Below are 25,347 nucleotides of genomic sequence, written 5' to 3' on the forward strand. Positions count from 1 at the left end.
GCCGGCGCTTAGGTGTCGATAGTGGACATGTTGGGGTAGCGGGCTCCGGCCGTTGATCCGGCCGGAGCCAGCTCATCGAGGCGCTCCAGGCCCTGCTCGGAGAGTTCGACGGCGGTGGCCCCCAGGTTCTCTGCCAGGCGTTCGCGCTTCTTGGTACCGGGGATCGGGACGATGTGCTCGCCTTGGGCCAGCAGCCACGCGAGGGCCAGCTGCCCCGGGGTGCACTGCTTCTGGTCTGCCAGTTCTTTCACCCGGTCAACGAGTTCCAAGTTGCGCGTGAAGTTCTCGCCCTGGAATCGCGGCGAGTGCCTGCGGAAGTCGTTCTCGGCGAAGTCTTCCGGGGTGCGCAGCTGGCCGGTCAGGAAGCCGCGGCCCAGAGGGCTGTAGGGAACGAATCCGATGCCTAGCTCGGCCAGTGACCGGGAAAACCTTCGTTTCGGGCTCCCGTTCCCAGAGGGAGTATTCCGTCTGCAACGCGGTGATGGGATGCACTGCGTGGGCGCGGCGAATGGTTTGCGGCGCAGCCTCCGAGAGCCCGAGGTGCCGAACCTTTCCGGCCTGGACCAGTTCGGCCATGGCGCCCACGGTGTCCTCGATGGGCACGGTCTTGTCCACCCGGTGTTGGTAGTACAGGTCGATGTGGTCCACGCCCAGGCGCTGCAGGCTCGCGTCACAGGCGGAGCGGACGTATTCGGGGCTGCCGTTGACACCCACGAAGGAGCCGTCCTCGCGCCGTTCGTTCCCGAACTTCGTGGCCAGAACGACGTCGTCACGGCGGCCCGCGATGGCCTTGCCCACGAGCCTTTCGTTGGTGAAGGGCCCGTACATGTCGGCGGTGTCCAGCAGGCTGCCGCCGGCGTCGAGGAACGCGTTGATGGTGGCAAGGGATTCGCTATCGTCCCACTCGCCGTAGAACTCACTCATGCCCATGCAGCCAAGGCCGAGGGCGGAAACGGTCAATGAACCAAGCGTGCGGTATTCCATGGGGTTCTCTCCTGTAGGTGGCAGAACGTGCTGGACGGCATGACGATGCTCAGAGAGAGGGTGCGGGTAGTGCCACTATAGGCATGTTGGGGGAGGGGGGACAACGACGACGTGAGTACCGCACCAACCTTCGACCAAGGATCTTGTGACAAGCGACGACTTGCTTCCGCCTGTAATCTGTGGCCAACCTCTACGAAAGGCTGGACATCGGCGGTTGGGCGGACGTCGCGCAAATCATTAGTGCCTCAGCAACGGCCCTGGCGTTGTTCTGCGTGGCTAGGGCCACGCGCCATTCGAGGCAATCGGCGGAGGAACCGCAGCTGATGCGGAGGCTGGAGACTGAGTGTGACGATAGGGCAATCGTTGCTGCGGAACGGCATCAGGCGTCAAGGGTCGCGTGCTGGCCAGTAAAAGGCGAACTTGACGGCAAAATTCAATGGGGGATTGAGCTGGTCAATTCAAGTGATGCACCGGTTTTCAGCCTTTCGGTCGAGCGAGCAAAAGGCGCCACTCGGAACGGCACTCCGATCCCGGAAATTCGAGCATCGGCAAAGATCCTTCCGCTCGGCCGCTATTTTTTCAGCGAACTCAAGAGATGGCGGGTCTATGTCGAGAGGCAACGCGTGTTGAAGCCCGGGCCGGGCAACTCTGACTACATGCCGGCGATATGCCGGCCATCAAGTTCATGGACAGCGACGGACGATTCTGGGTTCGAGGTGTTTGTCGCGCCTACAGCCCGATGTATTGGTGAACTCAGCGCGCACCTAGCCTTCCTTGTCGTCCCCAATCCGACGGAACGCTCGATGGGCAATCTCGCTTGACAGCTTGCCCGTCACCGATCTGGCCCGATCGAGGGTTTCGTGACCGATTTGTCGGGCGGCATCGACGCCCTCGGCTCCCGTCTCGAGTGCCTTGTCCCTTACATCCGCGGCTGCATCCACCCAACGCCTCGCGTCCAATGACTGTTGATTGAGATCGATCCCGAGCCGCCCGTGGAACTCAACGACGCCAGTTGCGACGTGATTGCTCGAATGCACCACAGCACCGGCCGTTATTGGGTGTAGCAGTACCTTTGTATTGGCCGTGACAGCAGCCGCATTCATGCGGGCCAGCAAACGCAAGGTGCTCCGCTCAATGAGGTCCAATCGGTTCTGCCGGGCAGCCCTCAGAGCGAGGCGGTGCCGGTTCAGCTCATCCGGCGACGCGTCTAGCACACGATCGAGTTCCAGCACCGCGATCCCGTCCTGCAGTTGGAAGCAACGAGCCAAAACGGCGAGCCACTCCTGAACCGTGGACTCGGCTACTTTGGCTGTCTTGGCGAGATCACCGATCTTAGCCTTGTTTTCCATTTTCCCGGCGAGTGCGTCGAGTTGGCGCAACGCGTATGCCTGGGTGCGCGTGAGCGTCACCGACGTGGACTGCACCTTCGACCAAGTGACATCCGAGACCCGACCCACATGCTCTCGGATAGTCATGGCCTCCTCAATCACGAGGTCCACTCCAATCATGTCTGCAAGCACGGCGTCCTTTTGGGCCCGGAGGAGATCGTCCACCTTCTCATCGATTTGGGCGAGGTAATCGGTGATCTCCTCCATGGACTGTCGCATGGCAAGCTGCGCCATGAGCCCCGCGGCACCAGCGAGAAGCGCCGGGTTGGTCACAATCGATGCGGGCCTAACGATTTCGAGGAGTCCCTTGATCTTGCCGTTTTCGGTCAACACAGCACGGCTGACACCCGCCTCCGAGCCCTTCATCAGCCCGAACTTCCTGAGGTCTTGCGCGGACTTCTGAGTCAACTTCACCCACCGGCCCGAGTTGGCGGCAATCTCGGAACCGGCCTGTACGACCCCAGCCGCGTTACCGACAGTAGGTCCGAGTCTTTGCAGTCCAAGATCCTTCGAAACCAGTCCCTCAGAGGCGAGGAATCGATCGACGGCCATTGGATCCCCGATGACGGCCAGGCCATCGCCATCACTGATCAGCTCAATTTCGTTATGCATCGTCGGCTCCTGAAGTGTTGGCTAGGGAAAGCGTCTTCTGAGTTGAGAGTTTAGCCGGGGACGAAAGTTAGTCGCTGGGTGAGCCCTGCAGGAACTCTGGCGCGCCGCACTGATCACAAACTGTATGGGCGATGCACTCAGTAGATTGGTGTTGGAACACGACATGCCGCCCGGCCAAATCGACCGGCACAGGAAGCAGGAACAGGGAAATGAGCGAATCCGCGCCGCGTGCTGCGAAGGTCAATCTGGTGACGGCCCGGCTGCGGGTGTGCCTGCCCGATCAGAACCTTCTGGACGCGATGGAACCTTCTGCCGACGTCGAGTTCGTAGTGTGGGATCTGACAGGTCCCGCACCGGCGGACGGCTTCGATCTGCTGGTGCCGCCCTACATGGGCACGCCCGACGCGCTCACGGCGCTGGATGGCGTGACGGTACGGCTGGTGCAGAGCCAGTCGATAGGGTACGACGGCGTCGCTGACGTCTTGCCGTCGGGTTGCCTTTTCGCCAACGCGGCGGGAGTCCATGAGACGTCAACGGCGGAACTCGCCGTGGGGATGATGATCGCCAGCCAGCGTGGGATTCCGGACTTTGTGCGAAACCAAGCAACGGGTACTTGGGGTGCTGACCAGCGTTCCAGCTTGGCGGACCGCCGAGTCCTCCTGATTGGCTACGGGGGAGTGGGAAAGGCTATTGAGGCCAGGCTGTTGCCGTTCGAAACGCACGTGACGCGGATGGCAAGCCGTGAACGGGACGATGAACATGGCCGAATCTACGGCATCGACTCACTGTACGCACAGTTGCCGCTGCACGAGATCGCGGTGGTCAGCGTCCCTCTGTCCGAGCACACCCGCGGGCTTGTGGATGCTAGGTTCCTCGCGGCCATGCCGGACCGCGCGTTGTTGGTGAACGTGGCTCGGGGTCCCGTGGCGGACACGGAAGCCTTGCTGCGGGAGACTTCTTCGGGACGGATACGTGCTGCGTTGGACGTGACCGACCCGGAGCCGCTGCCAGCCGGCCATCCTTTGTGGACGGTGCCTGTGTGTCGATCACGCCTCATGTGGGCGGGGCAAGCTCGGCGATGTTCCCCCGGATGGTCCGGTTGATCCAGAAGCAGACTTCCTTGCTGCTGGCTGGTCAGGAGCCGGTGAACGTCGTGCTGGGTATGGAATCAGTGGGCGGGTAGCGGTCTGCTGGACGGCAGGTCGAAGCTCAGAGTGCGTGCATTAGATGCCCCTACGGGCACGTTGGTGGAGGGTGGACAACGGGTTGTGGCGGGCCGGGGCAAGAGCCACTGGTGCGGCGCCCCTGCCTCTTGCCTTCTTGTCCGCGTTAGACGAAACCCGAGTTCAGTTCAACCGGTGGCGATCCACATTTGCTCCCATGCCGAGGTTCTTTCCGTGCATCCACAACACGACATCCATCGTGCGAAGGTTTGAAATATGCTCGGAAATCCCAGAGAGTTCCCTGATCACCGTGAGCCGTTGGGGGAGTGGGGAGTCGCCAGCCAAGGCTTCATGCCAGGTGTTCCATTGTCCTGCGGAGTCCTTAAGTCCCATTAATGGCCCGACCACAGAGTCGTAGATGGGAATCAGGCGAGGCCGTTTTCTCGCCCTGATTTTGCTGGCGGTTGTTGGGCCAACGCCCCATCGTGAAGCACTGGTACCCCTTAGAAGCTCCCAGAGTTTCTGTGCCGCACTTTCGTTGCCAATCAGCGCCTCGCGATCCTCTCCCTTGACCTCGGCGAGATCGATGTTTGCAGGAATGCACTCCAATATTTCCGTCGCCTTGTCGGCGTGGCTGTCCAAGAGTCCGATGGCCGCTTGAGGAGGAAAATCAATAGACAGGAAAGAAACCGCAACAATATCGTCGGCTGTGATTCTATTTGCGACCTCCTTTTTGTCTCCGCCTCCTGCCCACGTGTCAAAACGGCTTCCCGTCCGTGGGAGTCCGTCTTTGAAGGTCTTGCCGTAGTACTTCCGAACTAGTTTGGCTGCATCGTCTATGCGGGCTTCTGAAAGGATGTCTGGCAGTTTCATGGCTGTTCCTTCTTGAAATTCATTTTGACGTTTCGCATTGGGCTGTTGTTCGGTGGCGGAGCTATATCGGCGAAGGCGTCGGCCTCAACGCTTGCTTCTCGCAGCAGCGCGGATCTCCTCGATAGCCCCTGGGTATTGGTTTTCGAGCGTGGTGACCTGACCGCGAGCGTTCGGATGCTTGATGAAAACTACAAGCCGGGAATGTCCGCCGATTTCTAGTGGAAAGACGTTGTGTCTGGCGTCGGGTAGCCCATTCGATCCAGTTTTGGCGAACTCCGGTTTGTCCCTGAGCGCGGCTGCATGGGTAGCTTTGAAGGCGTTGGCCGCCTTGCTGCCCACGATGACGACGAGACCTGCCGACGTCGCTGACAAAATCCGTTCCATGTGTTTTGTCGAGCAACGCAGGGTCGCTTCTGAAACGCCGTCCTCGCCGTTGGACTTGCAGTGGACCACTTCGGTCATGACTGCTGCGTCGCTCCAGACGGTACCTTCGCCCAGCAACGATGTGGTCTGCTTTTTGATCCACTTCCAGTACGGCTCTGGTGAACCCCACATTGGCTGGCCGTCCGGGCTTGCAGAATCTACTTTCAGGTGTTTTTCGTCTTTCACCCACCCATGTTCAGGATTGAATCGATTGATCATGAAGTCCGCGATTTCGGAGTCCGACCAATCTGCTGTGGGGTATTTCTCGGCGAATCGTTTTGAACGCCATTTGGACTGTGCGTTGCCCGCGCTAATCGCCGGGTTCGATGAGAGGAAGATGATGCGCGCAGATTCAAGATTTCCCGCCCATGCCTCCGGAACCTGAAAAGGACCTTCGAAGCCATCCTGGGAGCTAACGATTTTGTGGCAAGGGTGGGTTCCTCCATCCTGGCGGGCCGCATCAACCTGATCGCATCGGGCGACGCTCAAGGCGAGTTGTTCTAGGTGTACCGGCACTTCAGTTCCTCTGTATTTGGTTGCAGCAATATCTGGCGTCCATAAGGCCTCTCGCTCAGGCTAGTTGGCCGAGCGGACATTTTGAGGATGTCGATGAATCGGGAATTCGGGCGCGCCCCCGGCAGCACCTGCCGCAGGTCTTCCAGCGCCTCCAACGGCGACACTCCCGCCACCCGAGCTCCATAGAGTGCAGCCACCGTCGGCGTCCGGGACTCCGCCCTTACACAGTGCAGTAGGACAGTTTTGCCCTCGGCGCGGAAGCCTTCGATGGTGGCGGCAGCCTCCTTTAGGACGAAGTCCGGTTGGGAGTTGTCCGAAGCCGCGGCGGAATCGATCACCCAGAAAGTGGCGTGGTCCGCAGCCGCAACCGATGGCACATCGTTGGTTCCGAGCCGGCATAGTGACACGACTGCGTTAATTCCTAGCTCGGACACCCGACCAAGTGAGCCCACACCGCCCAGCCACACGCCGTCGTCGTGTGGGTGCTGCACCAGCACATCGGTGCGGCTCCACATGCTGTAGTCGTGGCTCTCCGCGCGGGGCCAATCATGATCGCGGCGACCCTCTCCCCGGGCGAGTTCCATACCGAGTGTCATGAGATCGTGCGCGCGCATCCCGGGCCAGCCATGCAAGTTCCGTCGCCATTCGAAGGGCACGGCCGTGTAACCGTACGCAGCGCTCAAGAGGCCTCCCGCGATTGCGGCCACCGTGTCGGTATCTCGGCCGCCGCGGACGGCCTCTTCAAGGGCTGCCCGCAGGCGGGCCGGACCGGACATCGACAGGCTTGCAAAGTGGATGGCGCTCCAAGCTCCTTGGATTGCTTCCACCACCCAACCGTTGTGCTCGAAATCGCGGGGCCGGGACCGCTCAGCCACTTCGATCCGCTCAAGCCACACCGCAGCACGCTCGGCAGGGAGTAGCGGCAATCCGATTCGGACATCCAGGCGCCCCGTCAAAACGGCCTCCCGAATAGCGACGCACAACGCCCACAGGCTTCCTGTGCGTCCGGATCAGCGTGGGTCAGTGCGCTAATCACGCCGGCTTGGGTCATCAGTTCGGCTGGGTCCCGGTCCAGGTAGGCGAGGGCCAGCGGCGCGGTTCGCATGAGGGATCCGTTGCCACCGCTGCGGCCGGTTCGAGTGTGGAAGTCCGCGGCAGCAGCAGTGAAATCGGCGGCTTGGACCGTGCTCCGGCCAGCGGTCGAAGCCAGGCTGCGCGCCGCCGCGATTACCGAGCTGGTTTGCGCGCCCACGTCCTTTGCTTCGGCGGCCCAAGACGTCCAGGACTGGACAATCCTGGTCTGGGCGGCCGTCGAATTCGGAGCGGGAGTGGAGGAAGACTCGACCAGAGCCTCCGCGATCGAGATCGCCATGGACGTGTCGTCAGTCCATTCTGCGGGTTCGAAGCCGAACGGCCCGCCGCCCTTCATGGTGACTTCGGCGCCGTCGGGTAGCGGTGCACCAAATTCGTAGCCGGCTCCTAGTGCGTCTCCGGCGGCCATGGCCACGAGCACTCCGGCCGCGCGGTCGTTCTGCAATGAGTTGAGTTTCATGCGATCTCCATCAGGGGGTGGTGGGTGTTCCAACTGCTCAGGTGGGCCAGCTCGGGTTGGCGGTGGGGGAGTGCGACGGCGATGCCCGCAGCTTCCAGCGCTCCGGTCCGCTCGCCGACGTTGCGGCTGCGCAGGGAGCCGTGCTGTCGGATTTCGACGGCGGCCAGGCCGTCGTCGAACGTTCCGAAGGACAATGACTGCACAGCCGCAGCGAAGTCTCGAGCACTCTGACCGGGCATGGCCCCCGCGACCACGAGGTTCAAGGGCAGCAATTCGACGTCCAGGAGCGCGGATTCTACGAGTTGGCGGTAGTGCCGGCGGAACAGAGTATGTGTGCCGAAGACCTCCAGCAGCAGCGGCTGACGTCCTAGTCCGATCACCACTCCGCGCTGGCCTTCAAGCGGTTCCGGGGAGTCGGCGGCGTCGAAACGTCGGTTGGCCTGGTGCGCGTCGAGGTGGTCAAGCAGGGAGCTTGTGGCCGATGGGCCCCGAGCGGCGTCGAAGCGGCGCACGCGCTCCCAGATGCGGTCCTGCCGGCCGGCACCTCCGCGTTCCTCCGAGCGGGAAACGAGCTCGGCTCTGACGTTCAGGGGAGCGCGCCTGCCCTGGCGCCGGTGGCTGCTTTCGCCTGCTTGCCAGCGGCCGGCTTCCACACAGTACGTGTCGATCTCGCGCGTCTCGCCTGCTCCGAGGACGACGTCACTGGCGCAGGTCCGGTGCTGCTGGCCGCCCTCGAGCAGCTCACCTTCGAGGAGAAGGGCGGGCCGTGGCCCGTTGTTGGTGACCGTCAGCTTGCCCACCTGGGCTCCGCTAGCGAGTTCGGTCACGGCGATGTCGGCATGCGTGCCGGTGCTGATCCCCAGCTGTCCGGGGCCCGCCGTCCAGACGGGAAAGATGGTCAGCGGGCCAAGCGTGCTGCCGGCGCCGACGTGAAGTTGTTGCACCCTCATGGGAACCTCCTGATGATTTAACGCAAATCTGCGCTAACTGAGATCAGTATGCGCTTCTTGCATCTTTTGCGCAACCCTGCGATAAATAGTTTGTGAAGGATTCCAAGGACAGCTCCGGACTCTCCCTGCTCGACTACCCCCGGCCGTCGGTGGCCGTGGATGCGGCCGTACTGACCGTGGCCAACGGAAGCGTTTGTGTGCTCCTTGTCCGCCGCGAGCACGGCGATCGCGCGGGGGAGTGGGCTCTACCGGGCACGTTCCTCAGAGAACGCGAGCGGCTGAGTGACGCCGTGCTGCGGTGCCTCCGCGAGAAGGCAGGCATCTCAGGCCGGGTGCCGCAGCAATTGCACGTCTTCGACGACCCTGGTCGCGATGACCGCGGCTGGGTGCTCTCCGTGGCCCACGTTGATGTTGTGCCTTCGGCGGCGCTGGGGGAGGCATTAGCGTCCGACGGCGTCAGGCTGGTTTCGGTAACTGGCGAGACCTGGCGTCGTGGCCGACTTGCCGTACGGTCACGCTGAGATCGTGGCGAAGGCCGTGGAACGGATGCGAGCCGCTTATGCGGAAATGCCGGATCCCGGTGCTTTACTGGATGAGCCGTTCACGCTGCGTGACTTGAGGGCGCTGCATGAAGCCGTGGCGGGGGAGAGATTGATGCGGGACACGTTCAGGCGGTTCATGGAGCCAAAGCTTGTGGGGACTGGGCAGATGTCGGATGGGACGCGCGGGAGGCCTTCGCGGTTGTGGGTGCGTGGGTACGGGTTTCTAGTAGACAAATAGGTTGGCGGATCGGGACCTCATGGTTCCGACTGGGCTCCGCCCTCGGTTTCAGATCGACGCTCTGCGGCAGATCCGAGCCTCGGAGACGAGTGTCGTAGTCCGGGCGCTTGTGCATGAACCGTATTCTGATGAAATGCTCAACGAAACACGCGCACCCCAGTGGTCTGATGACGAGCTTGACGCACTTATCGACAGTTACGTAATCATGCTGAAGCTCGAGATTGCGGGTGCAAGCTACAACAAGCGGCAAAACAACCTGAAGCTCCAGAAAATCGTGAAGAGGTCGCATGCCTCTATCGAATTCAAGCTGTGTAACTTGAGCGCCGTTCTGGATGGGATGGGTCGGAGGTACATCTTTGGGTACAAACCGCGTCCCCACTTTCAGGCTGCCTTGCAGCACCGTGCTCTTCAGAGGCTGGGTGAATTTCCGCTCGCAGATGGATCGCATTCCGAAGGGGACGCTGCACTTCCCGAAATTGCAAATCGCGGTGGCGCAACCCCCTCTGCCCACCTGAATTCCATGACGGTATCAGGTGATACCTTTGAGCCACGCAGTGAGGGGGAGTTCGTGAACGACGAAGAGAGCGCATACTGGGACACGCTGGGAGAGTTGTGGGATAGGACAACCGGCGGAAGCGACGTAGCGGCAAAGCCGACGAGCGACGGATTGAGTCCATTGCCCACGGCGCCTCGGCCCGCGGGTGTTGAGGAGGCTTGCGCATGGTTCAAGAGCGGTCTAACTAGCGGTGCTATTCCCCGCTTCCTTTTCCTCGTTGGAGGGCCAGGAGCGGGGAAATCCCACGCCACGGCTCAGATTGTTGCCGGTTTAGACCCGATCGAGGCTCCGCAAGATGGATTGGCTCACCGGAGTTATCGATACAAGGCCGGAAACAGGGAACTCCTGCTCATCAACGACGCCACCATCGGTAGTAGTGAACACCGTCGGAACCCACTTACGAAAGACGTAGATGCGTCCGAGCACGCAGGCAAGCATCTAGTGGCCTGCGTCAATCGAGGCATCCTCGTTGAGGAAGCAGCTTCAACCAATGCCACGTCGCCGTCGGAATACTCCGCAGGTCAGGCTCTGGTGCGCTGGCTGGCAGGGGAAGCAATAGGCGAATCAAACTGGAATGTCCAAACCGATTGCGATGCGCCGTACCTTCGCGCGGGTCATCTTTTGGATGGGCCCAACATCGTGGCCGGTGTGCTTGTGGTGTTCGTCGACGTCTGCTCGCTATTCGAACGGCGTCCGGAGGTACATATCACCTCCAGCGACGCTAGTGGCATCGTTTTCGAAGCTGAACCGTATCGAATCGCTGACTTTGCGAAGCGCACAGCCATGGACTTCGTCACGCCAGCGGGCGCCTTATTCAGCAAAGTCACCGATTTCGTGTCGGCTGGCGCCTCATTTGAGGATTTCCAACCCTTAGTCGATCCGATCAGAGCGAATATCGAGTCGCTTCGCTCGAGTCGCATCCGTGCTGGGATCATGACCGTGGTACGTGGAGCCGAGCTTAGTTCCGGGCAGCGTATGACCTTCCGCGAGATATGGGGAGCAATCGCGCGTTGTGTCCTGGGCGACGCGCCGGATCGGGTGGGCAGGGACGAGCTCCGTGCTCTCGTGACGAGTCTTCAACCAAGCGACACCGACGCCGTTCTGCGATTCAAGGACCTCCAGTCGCTCGCCGGCCTGCGTTTCTCCCAGGCGATCTTCGGCGGCCGGAATCCGGGGTCGGAGAACTTCGATCCGCTTGGCAATCCGATTACCAAGCTCACCCATTTCGTGGACCCAATGAGGGACGCTATTCCGGGGCGCTACGATCGCAGCTGGGATTCTGGATGGGCGACACCCCTGGCCGATGCTTTCGCCGGCCCCGTAACAAACGGCTCACCGCTCGAAAGTCTAGAGGACGACCTCGATTCTCAGGATCCGTTCTCAGAGGTCTTGACTGAGTTCGATAGGACCGTAGACCGGGCGTTTGTCAAAGCAATGCACAGCCCGAAGATCGGAGATAAGGATCGTTACGCCTTCATCTCCTGGTACGGGGGATATCTCGGGCGCTTGTACGCTCTCGCCAATGGAATCCCCGCCTTCAGGCCACAGGTCGCGGCATGGACGCAAGCCTGGTATCTAAGTCCTAACCTTCCCGACGAGCTGGGATTTGGCCTTCGCACCCTACTGCGACCGAAGCGCAGGCCAGGGGATGTCGAATCTGCTTCGCTGATCCCTATTCTGGCGAGCCGTACTGATCCGATCGTTGGTGTGCAATCCGAGCCGAAGCTAGCCCTCAAGACGGGCGACGTCGAAATGAAGACACACAGGGATTCCGAGACGCTATTCCTCATACTGAGCGAACAAGGCAAGGAGATCTCCCGTATGCCATTGGACTTTCCTCTGGTAAGAGAAGCTCTGGCTTGCGGTCATGAGCACGCGGGGGTGACCGAAATGACAGATGTGACGTCCCCCCGTTTGGAGAGGTTTCGAGCCGCCCGCCTAATTCCCGCGCAACTGAATCAGGCGAACTACCGCATCGTGGTGGGGACCTCGGACTTCAGCATGACTGTAACTGGAGGCAAGTAATGGTCGCTGCGACCCACATCATTCTTCCCCTGAATCGGCCCCAATATGTGTCGGTGCCGGAAGCTTTCATCTCATCGCTGGCATGGAAGGTTCACGACCATCGTGCAAAAGAGGTCTCCGAAAACGGTGTTCCAGTAGGGTACATGTTCAAGTCCGAGACTTCCGGCACGGCGACGTTGAAAGTGAGGTCAACGGCGCCGGAGGGCCCGAGGCTGGTCGCTTACGGTAACCAGCTCGTTGTGCAGGGACTTGCAACGAACGCAAATTACGAGGTCGATCTGGCCTCAGCAGTGCTAAACAGCGTCGCGGGGGTGCAAGCTGAGAAAAGCAAGAGCCAAGCTGCCAGCCCTGTTACGCCCGCGTTTGCATTGCTCCAGGAATATGCGCGGTTTTCAAAGGACGAAAAACCCCCCGGACTTGGGAGGTATCCTGGAAGCCCTGTTCCGGTTGGGTCTCACAGACGACGATGGAACAACTTCAGCTGCCCGGCTCTGGCTCAATGCTGCTAACAAACGTTGCGAGATAGATCCGCTGTTGTCTGCAATTAATAATGCGACAAAGGCGGCGCTCCTTGAGGCGGGATATCCTGAACGACTCGAGGGCGATGACTCGCGCGCGCCGGAACTTGAACAGTGTGGGTTGTATCAGGGGACGCCCTTCGCTTGGTTTGCCAAGGCCTGGCAAAAGCTGACGAACGATGAATGGGTTAAAGCCCTTCCTGCGAGGGTTTGGGTCGACTGGGCAACCACCGTACTTCGCCTCGCGCTCGGACAGGGATTCCTGTGGGAAGCCGCCTGGTACGAGACCGTGGCTCGTCGGATCCTGAGCGGCAAACCGGGCAACTGGAGTGAGATCAGGGAACAGGTGCCGGAAATCCTTCCCTGGAAGTCGAGTCGCTCGTCTGTTGCGGTCAGGGACGTTGCCCCTCTGCTCTCCTGGCGGGTGCACCGTGGCTCAAAGCTCCGGAAGATTTTGGAAGATTGGCTGGAGTCACATCAAGCAGCTCACAAGGATTTTGCTGCGGTTCTGGATGCAATGTCAGAAGATGAGGAGCTCCGGGGATCCCTTACCTTGGCCTTGGGCAGCGGCGAACGGTCGGCTGTGAATACGTGGGAAGCAGTCAAATACGCATTGCTAAAGCGTGACGCTAGCGGCCCGTTCGCCGACTACTACGGACTTCTCCGGTCCAACGGGCGATTTCTTACCGTCGAACCCGGGACCGAGTGGATGGCGGTTGTGGCAAGTCTTGCCTGTGACGGACCTGGAAAGACCTCGGATGTGGCCACCCTAATGCTGAGTCTGGAGGAGCTCGGCTTGAGGCCAGAGGCCGGCGATCTGATTCAGCTACTTGAAAAGGCAGGACTGGCGCGCGGCAGTGCCGATGCCGATCGCGGCGTCATCATCGAAAGCGCTTTCTAGGAGACATTGTGGAGTTGGAATTGTTTGGTTCAGTACTGGGGCGGTGCCTGTCGTCCTTAGACACGCTGACTGCGGCGTACCTGCCTGAAGGTATAGATGATGCGACCGCGGCCGCCATCGTCCGGCGAGCGAATCAGCTTCGGCCCGCTGCGCCTCCCTACGCAATCCTTGTGTCAGTCGGCAGGGAGAGCGACGAAGATCACCTCTGCGTAAGGGTCTCCGCGCAAAACGCCATCAAATATCGTCAGGACGACCGACTCGCAGTGGTCGTGGGAAAACATCCCGATTTAGCCTCTTTTGTTCAGGCCTTCCGCGAAGTTCTCGGTCAGAATTTTCCTGAGGGCGCCGCTCAAGAGGTTTCGCTACAAACGGTCGCGGAAGCTGCCGTTGCCGAGGTAGCCGACGCAACCGAAATCGACACAACGATCGGCTGGGATCCGAACGTTGCGAGCACCAGACTCGCAGAGTGCCTTTACCTTCTGGCCGCCGTGCATAAGGAACTTCGTCAGGGAACGGAAAGTTGGAACACATACTGGTTTAGGCACGTAGGCATCGGCCTTACTCGACTCGTGGAGAAGATTCGCGCCACGAAGTTGGTGGCGCCGGAGTTGTCTATTGATGATGTCTTCAAGCGGTATACCTATGCTGCATTCCGGCTGCCTTATCCGCTTGGAGCTGGCCCAACCAGCTACTCCCCGAAAAAGTTCGTTGACGCCCTGCACTCGTACTGGGCCGACGAGACCACCATCATCGCAACTGCGAGGTCCTTGGGCCAGCTTGCCGGCAGCGAGTCGGGCCAACATGCACTGGAAGACGTTGATTGGTCGGGGATCGACAGCCAAATGGCCGCCGACGACAATCAGGCAGTCGCCCTTGCAAATTATTCACCAGAGGGGTCTGATCTTACCGAGGCGCTCAGCTCCCTGTCGGATCGTGATTTCGTCGAGCCCCTGGGCGAGGACCTAACAAACGCTAAATTCCAGATCACGGATGCTATCGGTAGATCCCTCACCGCGGTCGGGCCGAGTGATTCCAGTTCAGTCTCTGTTGCGAGCGCTCAAGCCGACAACCAGACAGGTGGGATTTCGTCCGAAGAAGTCCGTGTCAGGATTCCCATAACGGGCGGACCCTCGACTGGCGAACTTGAATCCACGGGCCTCACTTTCACGACCAAGGCAGCAAAGACTTACTGGTCCGGTTGCCTGGAGCTGGACGACTCTGGTGCGCTCTGGGCCGTCGGCCACATTCGCCGAGACGACGGCAAAGCTCCGTCGCGGCCACTGCAATTTGAGCTCAAAGTGCCAGCTGGGGATGTTCTTTCCGGCCGAGTGAATACCTCCCTATCATTTGACTTGTTTCTTGCGCCGTTCGACACTGCGGGATTGCTTTACATGCCCCTAAAGGAAAGAGGCGCCGCGGGAAAGCCCAAATACGTCGGCTCGGACCTCGACGGTGGGACTTTTGGGGCCACGCTCGACGGAAGTGCCTCCCAATATCGTTATATCGTCTGTACATCCGACGACGGGACTGTGCCCCTCTACGAAGGAACAGAGATGCAGCCGTTGAACGGGCGGTCTCGGGTCTTCGCGGTCGACGCGAGCCCCGTGAGTTTGGCGAACATTGTTGTCGGTGACAAGACGTTCGAGATACGGGCCGCGGAAAGTCGAGAGGCCCCTCAGTCGCCCATCGTTGCAGCGGTGAGTAGGGATCGGGTAACCAAGGATCGGCCCGACTTGGCAGTCCTCCAATCTATTCGAGGGCTGTACGAGTCGGTGCTTACCGAAGATTTGCTCGGCAGCGAGTGGAACGCGTGCATGGGGCATGTGGTAATGCCCGCAGATAGGACGTTCCCGCTTGAAGATCTGGAGGCCCGTGCTGGCCTCCTGATGAACGCCGATATGGCCACGACGTGGACAAGCGTCAGCGACTTCCGGGTACCTGATCACATACTATATTCGGCTGAAGCAGAAGAATTCCGAGCTGCGTTTAAAGCGTTGGACCTCCTAGGCGCTATGCAAACCCTAGATGCCGACGGTGCGAAGTACGTTGAATGGCCCTCGAAAACTTCCTGGCGCCACCTTTGGGAAAACCGAGGGGGCGAATTGGAACGGTACCTGACGGCTTATGCAGACCTCGTCGAAAAGGCCCGTTGGATCGGCGATCCGGCTGGAGTTTTCTGGGCCGCCTATCCTTTCGGTATTAGCGTATGGGAAACGGAACCTGCTGCGAAGTGCTCAGCGGTCCTCCTTAGTCCCTTGCATCCTGTGAGACTGGCATGGCTGGCGGGTGTGGAATCGGTTCTATGGGAATCCGAGTGGGCGAGACAACTTGCGGGAACTGTCGAGGGGTGGAATTTCCCCCTTCTCGGCCCGAAGGAAATGTCGAGTGGCCGCATGCTCGCCGTTCCAATGGAAACTGGGGACGATCAGTTGTTCCTCGGGTGGTCAATGCTGGTACGTGCGTCGATCGAGGGACCGGAGCCTCTGAAAGCGCCTGACCGAATTGGCGATCGGCCTGCGCCTGGAAGCGCAGCCAGCGGGCTGAACGCGACTGCTGTTGCAGCCGCACTGCGCAGTTATCGTCAGATGAACCCCCATGTTTCAACGCTGACGGTTGACTTGTCTGCGTCTTCAGAGTCAACTCGCCTCCACGAGGTCGACGAGGCCGTATTGAAGGAGATCGAGGCGTGGACTAGGAGGCCCGACGTTCCTTTGATCGGTGGGGCCAGCGATCTGGGACTCGAATCGCCGGTCGGGCGAGCCGCCCCGAGAAAAGATGGCGCGTTTGGTGCGCTCCGCTAAAGGGGTTCCGTTGACTTGGTCGAGATATGCTCCCGACAGCGCGAATATGAAGAGGTGCAACATCCGCATCCTCCAAGATGCTGGCGTGCACCTTGAAGTTCAGTCAGGTCAAGGTCGAAATCTGGGGGTACTGGGTGACGCGCCGCTTCGTCGATTCGAGTCAGTAACAGGCAGCGGAGCGTCAAAATCGTCATCAACTTCGCATCCTACTTTTCGCCCTGAAACGGGGTGGGAGCCACTTTCGAGGGCACTAAGACTTGTCGAAGGTGCTGCAAGCAGTCCCCAGATAATTTCAAAGCTGTTCAAGGCCAATTTGGTTAACGATTCTGCGGACTGGACAGTCTCGGGCGAAGCATTGATGAATCCCAGTGCGATGGCGGAAATCGTTCAGCACTCGAGCGGTGGTAGCCAGATGTTGTGGGAGTGGCGACCGCCCTTCCTTGACGCGTCGGCGGACGTTCCCCTCTTAGAACGCCGCCCGTTCGTCTCGGTGGCGAGGGTTCCCGGGAGCTTTCGCGCACAAATTAAAGAAACTGCTCGCAAAGGCCCAAGGCAGTATCGTGTCCGACGCGGCGCTTGACGACCTGCTCGGGCAGCTAGGGGCCCGTGGTGTCGGGCTGTCCTCGCTGTTGTCAATGGGTGGAACGCACGCGTCAGGGGCTCTTGGCTTCTACTTGGCCTTCGCTCTAATGAATCGTCTCAGTGAGGAGACCGACAATACGTACGTATTGCCCATCGATGCTTGCGATAGCTTTCTGAGAGCGCTCGCTCGCGATACGAATCAGGTCGAGCAGATGCGCCGCGCAGACCTTTTGATCGTCCGGATGAATGACGAAGGAGTCACCCTTTCACCAGTGGAAATTAAGTTCTACGGGCTCGGGTCGGAAGACACTAACGGCAACCTGCCCGGGCCGAGTGACGCGGCCATGAATGAGCCGCTGGAGCAAGTGTTTGCAACGGAAAAATTGTTGATTAGCGTAGCAGAGAGCTCGCGTCGCATTGCAGCTAGTGGTTCGCGGGCCGATAAGGCATTGTGGGCCAACGGGCTTGCGGCGCTGATTGAAGCCGCAATTCGTTTGCGGCCAGACGGTAGCGCTGAGCCGGAAGTTCTGGCGAAGCACCTTGAAAACCTCAGTCAACGGAAACCTCCAAGTCCGAACTGGTCAGCCCTTGGTGTGCTACTTCAAGCATGATGCCACTACCTCGGAGGGCGAAAACTTTCGAGCAGTGCATTCATTGGAGGGGGATGTCGCATCGCCCGGCTCAGGCTTTGGCCTTCTCGCGGCCAATGCAGGCCACGCCTTCGAGGCAGTTGCGGATCCGGAAAGCAGGTTGGTCCAGGAATGGAACAGCCTCGTTCAGTGGGCGCTCCGCAACCCAATTGAGCTCCCCGTGGCAACCAGCTCGGACCAAGACCCGCACGACGATGATGAGCCGGAGCAGTCGCAGTCACAGGAGCCCGACGTCGTTGAAGGGACGCATGCGCCCCAATCTGGCCATGTGGAGCGTGAGTTAGAATCGGAGGCGTCCCCGGAGGAAGCACCGGCCCTAGAGGATCCTTTGCTATCTGGCCAGCCCAGCGATCCCCGAAAAGAGGTGCGCCGCGAGGTGGCTGACGACGCTTCTTTCACCGGCGGTATTCGGGGCACAGGAGTTCGATTCAACGTAGGGCGAGTCCTTGGGACGCTCGGAGCCGCCGCGGCAGAGTACTGGCCAAGCAATACCGAACTGAACCAGATGAACATCGGCGTCGTCGGTGACCTTGGCACCGGGAAGACCCAACTCCTGAAGGCCCTTGTCTATCAACTCAGGGAGGGAAGCAGAACGAATCAGGAGACACCGCTGTCGATGCTTATTTTCGACTACAAGAGGGACTTCCAATCCCCCGATTTCTTAGAGGCCGTAGACGGTAAAGTCCTGAAACCGTACCGCATCCCGATAAATATCTTCTCCCTTCGCGAGGGATATTCTCCACTCGCCGCCTACCAGCGCGCCCAGCAGTTCGCCGACATACTGGATAAGATCTATGGCAATATCGGCCCAGTTCAGACGGACCGTCTTGTTACCTCCATCGTCAACCTCTACAAAGAGAAGCAGGGCTGTCCGCCAACGTTGGCCGAGGTCCTGACATCGTACAGCGACGGTCAAAAACCTGACGCTGTGACATCTATCCTTAAGCCATTCATTCTCGGCGAAATCTTCAGCGACGATCCTGAGGAGATGATTTCGTTCGAAGAAATGATGGAAGACAAAGTCGTCATTGTAGCTCTCAACGACTTCGGAACGGACGACAATGGGAAGAATGCTCTGGTAGTTTTATTTCTCAATTTGTATTACGACTACATGCTCAACTCCACGAAGTGGCCATTCGTCGGGAGCTCGCCCCAGCTCAGGAGGCTAAACTCCTTCTTGCTTGTGGACGAAGCGGTGAACATCATGAAGTACAACTTCCCTGTGCTCATGAACCTGATGCTGCAAGGCAGGGAATTCGGCTTCGGCGTTATTCTTGCTTCGCAATACCTCGACCATTTCAAAAAGGACGGGCGCAACTATGGGCAGCCCTTGTTGACCTGGTTCCTCCACAAGGTTCCTTCGGTGACGTTGAAGGAGCTTCAGCAGCTGGGGTTGCCCCATGTCACCGCAGATATCGCTGGCAAGATTTCGAGCCAGAAGGTGCATCATGCCTTATACAGCTCGATGAACTTTTCGGGAAAGTTCATCGAGGAGGTGCCATTCTTCAAGTTGATTGACAAGGGAGCAGGCGCCCCAAACTAGTGGCTACTATGACAGTCTCCGTGCTCCTGGATTTCGACTCTAGGCATCAAGTCTCGCTTCGCGACGCGCTCCAGTGCGCGGGCAGGATGTCGAGGGCATGCGTTTAGATGGGGGAGAATAGGAACCTTATGAAATACGTTGACCTGTTTTCCGGCTGCGGGGGCCTCTCCCTGGGGATCGATCGAGCCGGCGGCCAGTTGGTGCTAGCTGTCGAGAAGTCTGATATGGCTGCCCGCACCTTTTACCATAACTTCATTGATGATGCCTCCGATGCCGCGCAATGGGCGAGGTACGTCGAGTCACAAGAAGATAATCAAATCTCGTCCCGCCTGCTTGTACGCGAACTGAGCGTCCTACTCGGGAACACTGCGGCAATCGAGAGGCTCCGCTCGAACGCGCTCGACCTCGTGGTTGGTGGACCGCCGTGCCAAGGATTCTCCTTGGCCGGACGGCGCAATCCTGCGGATGTCCGGAACGAGCTTCCATGGCAATATCTGAAGTTTGTCGGGGTCACTGGCCCTCGGGCGGTAGTGATTGAAAACGTAGTCGGAATGGATCGAAGCTTTTCGCAAGGGGAGGAATCCTCCTTCCGTCAGTTGCAACAAGCTCTGGCCGAGACTGGCAATGGATATGTCGTCCAAGGTGTTCACGTCAACGCCGTTCACTACGGCGCCCCGCAGCACCGTCCGCGGCTGATGATCATCGCCCTTCGTGCGGACGTCGCGGCCGATCGTGGCGTAACTGCGACAGATGAAGCCTGGCGCTCGGATTTCGTCGACCAAATTGGCAGCGACATTCCATCATTGGCGCCACGCCCCACTAAGTTGAAGTCCGAGATAGAGCCCGTAGGTAATGCCGTAGGTGACCTTATGGCGAGGGGTACCGCAATCCCCGACGATTACTCTGCGGCCTACGTGCAGTCGTTATCGAAAGATTTTTGGCCGGGACGCAACTTGGTTGCAGCTGAGGTCCCGAACCATGTCCGTCGAAGGCACGGCGAGCGGACAACACAGCGGTTCCGCTTCTACCAGTTCCTTTCGCAGAACGGCCTAGACCAGCGACTCTTCAGCCACGCCGCACGGCTTCCGGAGGATGATGCGAAGCTTCTGTTGAAGCACCGACTACTCCAAGCGCCCCTGCCGGCGAAGTCGCCGGACGGTGTTTGCCTTGCCGACTCTCTGGACGATCTGGTCGAACTCGCCTACCTCCTTGCGACTAAGAAACACTCCCAAAAGGTGCTCGGTTGGAGGGAGCCTGCCAGAACAGTAGTGACGCTCCCCGACGACTATGTCCATCCCATCGAACCGCGGATTTTCACCGTTCGAGAAATGGCCCGATTCCAGGGATTTCCGGATCACTTCGAATTCCTCGGCAAAGAAACCACCGGCTCCGATCGGCGCCGCTTTGAGGTTCCGCAGTACTCGCAGGTCGGGAATGCTGTCTCACCCTGGCTGGCGCTCGCGGTGGGAAGAAAGATGAGCGCTCTCCTAGCTGACTAGATGGCGCGACGGCCAGCAACGATATTCGGGCCGGGTTTTGGTACCGAATTTGGAGTACGACTACCGCCCTCCATGTCCTTTTGAGGAGTCGGGCCCGTAAAATGGTTCCATGGCGGACTTCATGACCGCAGCGGAGCGTAGCGCCCATATGGCCAAGATTCGCTCAAAGAACACCAAACCGGAGTTGCAGCTTCGGAGTGTTCTGCACGCGGCTGGATTTCGCTATCGTCTCCATGACCCAGCTCTCCCGGGGCGGCCCGACCTAGTGTTCGCCGGTCGGAGAAAAGTCATCTTCGTAAACGGATGCTTTTGGCATGGGCACGACTGCCCAGTGGGCAGGCGCTTGCCCAAATCGAACACCGACTTCTGGGCGGATAAGCGGCGTCGAAATCAGGCTCGAGACGCCGCCCAGAGGTTGCGGTTGACTGAAATGGGGTGGGCCTATCTCGATGTTTGGGAGTGTGAAGTGGCTGAAAACTCAAATCTGGTGGTCGATGTTACGGTATTTCTGGAATGTAAAACCGTCGAACAGTGATTGGTGAGTATTTGAAGGTTTGGAAGCCACCTGATATTCCCTTTCGGGGCCATTGATATTGCCGGTGGGGGCCAGTGGCCGGGGTTGTGGGGGCCACCGGCTCCCACCGACGTGTTCTTACTGCTTCATGGCGGAGTGTTGGCGCATGTTGTGGTTGCCGGTATCGACCCAGATGGTGTTGTGCACGATGCGGTCCATGATCGCATCGGCGTGGACGCCGGAGCCGAGCCGCTGGTGCCAGTCTTTTTTGGCGTATTGGGTGCAGAACACGGTCGAAGCTGTGTCGTACCGGCGCTCGAGCAGCTCCAGCAGCATGCTGCGCATGCCTTCGTCGGGGTGGTCGAGAAGCCATTCGTCGATCACGAGCAGGGTGAAGGCCGCGTACTTGTTCAGGAATTTGGTTTGTCCCTGTGGCTTGTCCTTCGCCAGCGCCCAGGCTTCCTCAAGGTCGGGCATGCGGACGTAGTGGGCCCGGATCCGGTGCTGGCAGGCCTGTTTGGCCAGAGCGCACCCCAGGTAGGACTTCCCGGATCCGGTGAATCCTTGAAGCACGACGTTCTGCTGCCGTTCGATGAACGAACACGTGCCGAGCTGGGCGATCACGTCCGGTCCAGACCACGCTCGTCCACGAGGTCGAGCCGGCGCAGATCCGCGCCTGGGTAGCGTAGCCCGGCCCGCCGGATCAGTCCTTCAACTTTGGCGTGGTTGAACCCGGAGTGGGCCTCGTCGACGATCAGGCGGAGCCGTTCCTCGAAGGCCATGCCGAGCACGAGCGTCTCGTCCTGAGCCTCGAGCGCCTCCAGCATCGGGGCGGCACCCATCTCGCGGAGCTTGCGTTTGGTTTCGATATCGATCCCGCTCACTTGGCACCACCGGCGTAGTATTCGGCGCCGCGCACGTATCCGCCGTGTTCGGCCGGTTCATCCCGTGGTGGCCTGAGACCGGCGGCTTTGTCCTGATCTGTGGCCAGGATCGGCTGCAGATGCGCATACCGCGGGGACCGCACCCGGCCTGCCAACGCAAGCCGGCAGGCCGCCTGGACCCGTTCGGCCGAGTACCGCCGGGAGAGCCGCAACACGGCCAGTGCCGCGTCCAGGCCCTGCTCGTCGACCGGGACGGACTCGAAGATCCGGTTGACCACGGTCACCGCCGCCGGTCCGATCCGTCCGGCCCACTCCCGCACCCGGGCCGGGTCCCACTGCCGGTACTTCTCGCCGGCTGGCAGGTCGGCGTCGTTGGTGCGGTACTCGTTGGCCGCGCCCTCGGGCAGCAGCAGGTGGCTGGTCAGCCGTTCGGTGCCCCGGTAGGCCTGAATCACCCGATCGGTGATCCGCAGGTCCACCGTGGTGCCGATATTGGCAAAGGGCACCGAGTAGTAGTTCCTCTCCCAGACCACGTGCCCGTTCCGGCCCACCCGGCGCCCGTATGCCCACTTGCTGATCTCGTAGGCCGCCGCCGGCAGCCCCGTCAGCAACGGCTGCTCCTCGGCTGCGAACACGCTGGCCCTGGACCCGGCCCGCTTCTGGAACGGCTCCGCATTGTAGGCCGCCACCCGCTCGATGACGGCGGCCCTGAGCTCCGGCAACGAAGTGAACTGCCGCTGACGCAGCCCGGCGATGATCCAGGTAGCCACGTGGGCGACCGTGTTCTCCACGCTGGCCTTGTCCTTCGGGTGTTTCACCCTCCCCGGCAGCACCGCCGCCGAATAGTGCGCCGCCATCTCCCGGTAAGCGTCATTGAGCACGACCTCGCCCTCACGGGGATGCTTGATGACACCGGTCTTCAGATTGTCCGGCACGATCCGCGGCACCGAACCGGTGAAGGCCTCGAACATCGCCACGTGGGCCCGCAACCAGGTGTCCTGCTTCATGTTCAGGGCGGGTTCAACGAACGCATACCGGCTGAAAGGCAGGCATCCCACGAACAGATACACGGTCCTGGCCTTGCCCGCGACCGGATCGGCCAGCTGCATCGTCGGCCCCGACCAGTCGACCTCCACCGTCTGCCCGGCTTTATGCCCGACCCGGGATGCCGCCCCCGTGACCAACACATGCCGCTGGTAGGTCCTGCAGAACCGGTCATAACCCATCATCGGCTCCCCGGTAGCGGCGCATGAATCGGCGTACTCGCCATGCAGCAGCTTCAGCGTCACCCCGACCCGGGCCATCTCCCGGTGGACCTGCTCCCAGTCCGGCTGCGCGAACACGCTTTGATGCTCACCGCGCCCCGGGAACAACCGGGCATACACCTCGCGGTCCGTGCTGTCGGCGATATCGTCCCAAACCACGCCGGCCGCGTCGGCAGCCTCCAGCACCGCCGTGATGCTCTTGCGCGACATTCCCTGCGATGCCGCGATTGCCCGGCCTGAGAGGCCCTCGGCGCGCAACTGCAACACGAGCTTCGCTCTAATCTTCCGTACCATTGATGATTACTCCTTCCGCCGTGCGCCCTATACACACGACGGAAGGAGCCTAAACTCGGTGGCCCCCAGACACGCCACTACCGGCACCCAAGGCCGCTACTGCGCGCTCTGCCAACCGGCCCCCAAACACACGACAGATGGACCCCAAAAGCGCAAATATTCAATTGGCCCGCGAACTCCAGATCAGCCGAAGTAGTCTAAAAGAAATTGCGACCGCGAGGGGTGATTCAGCTTGGACATGGCCTTGGACTCGATCTGGCGGATCCACCAGATCGCGTAGGTGGAGAACCTGAAGCCCTTGGTGTAGTCGAACTTCTCGCCAGCACGGATCAGACTCAGGTTGCCTTCCTGAATGAGGTCCAGGAACCGCATTCCGCGGCCCCCACCCGCCGCCGCAGTCCTACCCGATCTTTGTCCAGGCGGTGCAGCTGGTCGACTCGAACACCTCACCATTCGCGAGGGTCACAGTGGCCGCACCTTTGACGATGTTGTTGTCCTTGATGCTCGCGTCGCTACCGGTTCCCGTCTTCCAGGCGTAGTAGCAGCCGACCGAGTTGGTGCCGTCAGGACCTGTTGTTGTGTAGGTGCCGGGCTGCACGTCCCCACCAACAACGTGAAGGCCGCTCTTGATCTGGCCGGCAGGAACCTGCTTCGTCGCATCGCTGAGTTTCTGTTCTCTGGGGGCCAAGTCCGCTTCTTTGCCAGCTAAGGCTTTCTCCTTGTCAGCTAGTTGTTGCTGCAGGGTCTTCACACCGGCGGCTGCTTATTGCAGCGTGCTGATCTGGACGTCCTTGTCCGATGCGGCGGAACGCAGCGTGCTGATGGTTGCGTCTCCGCTGGTGATTTTGGCGGTGAGCGCATCGTTGAGTGCTGCGTATTCTCTCGTAGAATTGACGGCTGGCCGCGCCGCGAAACGGAGTGGCGCCCCACCAATTAGCCCAGCGACAAGCGTTATTGGCACAACCACGCGAGCCCAGCGAGGGATCTGTTTAAACCCTCCCGCAGAGAAAAGTCTTTGACGACCGACCGCCGTCGTGCGCTCAGAGGAGGTGCCGACTTGCGGCGCCCGCGTTCATTTCCGGTGCTGCGGATGCTTCACGTTGGTCCGGACCAGGGCCGGTTCAGATGGTGTGTTCACTATCATTCATCCCCATACATGATTTTTGAGTCCCTGGCGCTATGCGGGCTCCGGTGCTCTAGCCTTTGGGGCCAGTGCACCGGATCCTGCGATCAAATAGCCGCTACTTGCTGCTGCCGTTGCAAGAAGCCATGGCGGTTGTCCCAGAGCCGCTATTCTTTGACACGCTCTGACCGTCCACCAAGATTTCGCAGGTGACGTTGGTCGGGCTCGTGTAATCGCCGGTGACGGTCAAAGAGCTCAGGTTGAAGCCCTTGGCGGTGACGTCCTTCTTCCAGTTGGCCGTAATGTCTTCGTTGGAGGTGCCTCCATCGGTCCAGTAGGAGACATGGGCCTTGCCGCTAACCCTGACGACGTACTCGATCTTGTGTTCCTTGTTCACCGAGTCGCTGACGCTCTGAGCCGCAGCGCCGATGATGGCGGTGACGATGATGGCGACGATCACGGAGAGAACGCCCAAGATAAGTCCGGCAGCAGAGGTTCCCTTCTTGGAGAACTTACGGGTCAACCCAATGACACCGAAGATGATGGCAAGCGGGCCGAGGAGGAAGGCAACGAAGCCGACGATCGGGATGATCGAGAAGACGATGGCGAGAATACCCAGAACGAGGGCGGCGGTTCCGAAGCCGCTGCCCTTCGAGGGCGCGGGGGCGGCCGGTGCCGGCTGGGCGTACGGTGCGAGTGGTTCGGTCATGATAGTTCCTTCGGGTTGAGCGATTCGGAGACAATGCAGGGCCGCGAGTGCGAAAGCGTTGAAATGACCCCTGCTCTTACTCTCGGCAACCTGCTGTGCTCACGTTAGGACCGGGGTCGGACATTTTAGGGGAGATTCTTGAAAACGCCAGTCAACTCTCCGGGGTCGGCCATCGCCACGAGTTCGGGGGCCGAAGTACTCAAGCCGTCTATGTTCCAATCTCCGCTAGTGGTCCGGTGATG

General features: G+C 60.2%; 21 protein-coding genes and 3 pseudogenes. 11 read left to right on the top strand and 13 right to left on the bottom strand.

What is annotated here, in order from left to right:
* Nucleotides 1-8 precede the first annotated feature (8 nt).
* Nucleotides 9-984, bottom strand: a pseudogene (locus ACF0H6_RS17865) (aldo/keto reductase).
* 179 nt (nucleotides 985-1,163) lie between these two features.
* On the opposite strand from ACF0H6_RS17865, the gene ACF0H6_RS17870 reads away from it, so the two are divergent.
* Nucleotides 1,164-1,805 (top strand): hypothetical protein, encoded by a 642-nt coding sequence (locus ACF0H6_RS17870; protein ID WP_395250834.1) that lies wholly within the window; start codon nucleotides 1,164-1,166, stop codon nucleotides 1,803-1,805.
* Here ACF0H6_RS17870 and ACF0H6_RS17875 read toward each other — a convergent pair.
* Entirely contained in the window at nucleotides 1,749-2,984 is a 1,236-nt protein-coding gene (locus tag ACF0H6_RS17875; RefSeq protein ID WP_395250835.1) for a hypothetical protein, read from the bottom strand. The two genes, ACF0H6_RS17870 and ACF0H6_RS17875, sit on opposite strands and share 57 nt — an antisense overlap.
* Nucleotides 2,985-3,232: 248 nt before the next feature.
* Here ACF0H6_RS17875 and ACF0H6_RS17880 point away from each other — a divergent pair.
* Nucleotides 3,233-4,167: pseudogene (locus ACF0H6_RS17880) on the top strand (2-hydroxyacid dehydrogenase).
* A 163-nt stretch (nucleotides 4,168-4,330) separates the two neighbouring features.
* On the opposite strand, the gene ACF0H6_RS17885 reads toward ACF0H6_RS17880, so the two are convergent.
* The 5 genes from ACF0H6_RS17885 to ACF0H6_RS17905 form a co-directional block, all read right to left on the bottom strand.
* Complete coding sequence (locus ACF0H6_RS17885) at nucleotides 4,331-5,020, bottom strand: DUF6308 family protein (RefSeq protein WP_395250836.1); 690 nt, start codon at nucleotides 5,018-5,020, stop codon at nucleotides 4,331-4,333.
* 84 nt (nucleotides 5,021-5,104) lie between these two features.
* Nucleotides 5,105-5,959: a hypothetical protein gene (locus ACF0H6_RS17890; RefSeq protein WP_395250837.1), complete on the bottom strand. Its 855-nt coding sequence runs from the start codon at nucleotides 5,957-5,959 to the stop codon at nucleotides 5,105-5,107.
* Complete coding sequence (locus tag ACF0H6_RS17895) at nucleotides 5,944-6,915, bottom strand: ADP-ribosylglycohydrolase family protein (RefSeq protein WP_395250838.1); 972 nt, start codon at nucleotides 6,913-6,915, stop codon at nucleotides 5,944-5,946. The genes ACF0H6_RS17890 and ACF0H6_RS17895 overlap by 16 nt, the downstream gene beginning before the upstream one ends.
* Nucleotides 6,912-7,511, bottom strand: a complete 600-nt coding sequence (locus ACF0H6_RS17900) for an ADP-ribosylglycohydrolase family protein (protein ID WP_395250839.1) — start codon at nucleotides 7,509-7,511, stop codon at nucleotides 6,912-6,914. The genes ACF0H6_RS17895 and ACF0H6_RS17900 overlap by 4 nt, the downstream gene beginning before the upstream one ends.
* Nucleotides 7,508-8,461, bottom strand: coding sequence for an ARPP-1 family domain-containing protein (locus ACF0H6_RS17905; protein ID WP_395250840.1), 954 nt, complete (start codon nucleotides 8,459-8,461; stop codon nucleotides 7,508-7,510). Before ACF0H6_RS17905 ends, ACF0H6_RS17900 begins: the two co-directional genes overlap by 4 nt.
* Before the next feature lie 92 nt (nucleotides 8,462-8,553).
* Here ACF0H6_RS17905 and ACF0H6_RS17910 point away from each other — a divergent pair, with 92 nt between their 5' ends.
* From ACF0H6_RS17910 to ACF0H6_RS17950, 9 genes are all read left to right on the top strand, one after another.
* Nucleotides 8,554-8,982 (top strand): NUDIX domain-containing protein, encoded by a 429-nt coding sequence (locus ACF0H6_RS17910; protein WP_395250841.1) that lies wholly within the window; start codon nucleotides 8,554-8,556, stop codon nucleotides 8,980-8,982.
* A gap of 46 nt (nucleotides 8,983-9,028) precedes the next feature.
* Complete coding sequence (locus ACF0H6_RS17915) at nucleotides 9,029-9,241, top strand: NrtR DNA-binding winged helix domain-containing protein (RefSeq protein ID WP_395251353.1); 213 nt, start codon at nucleotides 9,029-9,031, stop codon at nucleotides 9,239-9,241.
* A 133-nt stretch (nucleotides 9,242-9,374) separates the two neighbouring features.
* Complete coding sequence (locus ACF0H6_RS17920; RefSeq protein WP_395250842.1) at nucleotides 9,375-11,822, top strand: hypothetical protein; 2,448 nt, start codon at nucleotides 9,375-9,377, stop codon at nucleotides 11,820-11,822.
* A gap of 381 nt (nucleotides 11,823-12,203) precedes the next feature.
* On the top strand, nucleotides 12,204-13,241 hold the full coding sequence (locus tag ACF0H6_RS17925) for a hypothetical protein (protein WP_395250843.1): 1,038 nt from the start codon (nucleotides 12,204-12,206) through the stop codon (nucleotides 13,239-13,241).
* Between the two features lie 170 nt (nucleotides 13,242-13,411).
* Complete coding sequence (locus ACF0H6_RS17930) at nucleotides 13,412-16,042, top strand: hypothetical protein (RefSeq protein ID WP_395250844.1); 2,631 nt, start codon at nucleotides 13,412-13,414, stop codon at nucleotides 16,040-16,042.
* A gap of 560 nt (nucleotides 16,043-16,602) precedes the next feature.
* Nucleotides 16,603-17,235 (top strand): hypothetical protein, encoded by a 633-nt coding sequence (locus ACF0H6_RS17935; protein WP_395250845.1) that lies wholly within the window; start codon nucleotides 16,603-16,605, stop codon nucleotides 17,233-17,235.
* 34 nt (nucleotides 17,236-17,269) lie between these two features.
* Nucleotides 17,270-18,817, top strand: a complete 1,548-nt coding sequence (locus tag ACF0H6_RS17940) for a hypothetical protein (protein ID WP_395250846.1) — start codon at nucleotides 17,270-17,272, stop codon at nucleotides 18,815-18,817.
* A gap of 128 nt (nucleotides 18,818-18,945) precedes the next feature.
* The gene (locus ACF0H6_RS17945; protein ID WP_395250847.1) at nucleotides 18,946-20,316 is read left to right on the top strand and encodes a DNA cytosine methyltransferase; all 1,371 of its coding nucleotides are present in this window, start codon (nucleotides 18,946-18,948) and stop codon (nucleotides 20,314-20,316) included.
* A 109-nt stretch (nucleotides 20,317-20,425) separates the two neighbouring features.
* Entirely contained in the window at nucleotides 20,426-20,851 is a 426-nt protein-coding gene (locus tag ACF0H6_RS17950; RefSeq protein WP_395250848.1) for a very short patch repair endonuclease, read from the top strand.
* Nucleotides 20,852-20,968: 117 nt separating this feature from the next.
* Here the strand turns inward: ACF0H6_RS17950 and ACF0H6_RS17955 are convergent, their stop codons facing one another.
* From ACF0H6_RS17955 to ACF0H6_RS17980, 6 genes and pseudogenes are all read right to left on the bottom strand, one after another.
* Nucleotides 20,969-21,454 carry an ATP-binding protein gene (locus tag ACF0H6_RS17955; protein WP_395250849.1) on the bottom strand — a complete coding sequence of 162 codons (486 nt, stop codon included), beginning with the start codon at nucleotides 21,452-21,454 and terminating at the stop codon, nucleotides 20,969-20,971.
* Nucleotides 21,451-21,714: a hypothetical protein gene (locus tag ACF0H6_RS17960; protein WP_395250850.1), complete on the bottom strand. Its 264-nt coding sequence runs from the start codon at nucleotides 21,712-21,714 to the stop codon at nucleotides 21,451-21,453. The genes ACF0H6_RS17955 and ACF0H6_RS17960 overlap by 4 nt, the downstream gene beginning before the upstream one ends.
* On the bottom strand, nucleotides 21,711-23,273 hold the full coding sequence (gene istA / locus ACF0H6_RS17965) for an IS21 family transposase (protein ID WP_395250851.1): 1,563 nt from the start codon (nucleotides 23,271-23,273) through the stop codon (nucleotides 21,711-21,713). Before istA ends, ACF0H6_RS17960 begins: the two co-directional genes overlap by 4 nt.
* Before the next feature lie 234 nt (nucleotides 23,274-23,507).
* Nucleotides 23,508-23,654 (bottom strand): annotated as a pseudogene (locus ACF0H6_RS17970) (sigma factor); the annotation flags it as partial.
* A 19-nt stretch (nucleotides 23,655-23,673) separates the two neighbouring features.
* Complete coding sequence (locus ACF0H6_RS17975) at nucleotides 23,674-24,024, bottom strand: hypothetical protein (protein WP_395250852.1); 351 nt, start codon at nucleotides 24,022-24,024, stop codon at nucleotides 23,674-23,676.
* 490 nt (nucleotides 24,025-24,514) lie between these two features.
* Entirely contained in the window at nucleotides 24,515-25,105 is a 591-nt protein-coding gene (locus ACF0H6_RS17980) for a hypothetical protein (protein ID WP_395250853.1), read from the bottom strand.
* Nucleotides 25,106-25,347 lie beyond the last annotated feature (242 nt).

The organism is Arthrobacter sp. NA-172, assembly GCF_043952055.1.
In the GTDB taxonomy this organism is placed as follows: Bacteria; Actinomycetota; Actinomycetes; order Actinomycetales; family Micrococcaceae; genus Arthrobacter.

What these genes read in the sequence shown, in the direction of transcription:
- ACF0H6_RS17875 (WP_395250835.1), bottom strand. Translation starts at nt 2,984, where the DNA reads ATGCATAACGAAATTGAGCTGATCAGTGATGGCGATGGCCTGGCCGTC.
- ACF0H6_RS17885 (WP_395250836.1), bottom strand. Translation starts at nt 5,020, where the DNA reads ATGAAACTGCCAGACATCCTTTCAGAAGCCCGCATAGACGATGCAGCC.
- ACF0H6_RS17900 (WP_395250839.1), bottom strand. Translation starts at nt 7,511, where the DNA reads ATGAAACTCAACTCATTGCAGAACGACCGCGCGGCCGGAGTGCTCGTG.
- ACF0H6_RS17905 (WP_395250840.1), bottom strand. Translation starts at nt 8,461, where the DNA reads ATGAGGGTGCAACAACTTCACGTCGGCGCCGGCAGCACGCTTGGCCCG.
- ACF0H6_RS17915 (WP_395251353.1), top strand. Translation starts at nt 9,029, where the DNA reads ATGCCGGATCCCGGTGCTTTACTGGATGAGCCGTTCACGCTGCGTGAC.
- ACF0H6_RS17920 (WP_395250842.1), top strand. Translation starts at nt 9,375, where the DNA reads ATGCTCAACGAAACACGCGCACCCCAGTGGTCTGATGACGAGCTTGAC.
- ACF0H6_RS17925 (WP_395250843.1), top strand. Translation starts at nt 12,204, where the DNA reads ATGCGCGGTTTTCAAAGGACGAAAAACCCCCCGGACTTGGGAGGTATC.
- ACF0H6_RS17945 (WP_395250847.1), top strand. Translation starts at nt 18,946, where the DNA reads ATGAAATACGTTGACCTGTTTTCCGGCTGCGGGGGCCTCTCCCTGGGG.
- ACF0H6_RS17950 (WP_395250848.1), top strand. Translation starts at nt 20,426, where the DNA reads ATGGCGGACTTCATGACCGCAGCGGAGCGTAGCGCCCATATGGCCAAG.
- istA (WP_395250851.1), bottom strand. Translation starts at nt 23,273, where the DNA reads ATGGTACGGAAGATTAGAGCGAAGCTCGTGTTGCAGTTGCGCGCCGAG.
- ACF0H6_RS17980 (WP_395250853.1), bottom strand. Translation starts at nt 25,105, where the DNA reads ATGACCGAACCACTCGCACCGTACGCCCAGCCGGCACCGGCCGCCCCC.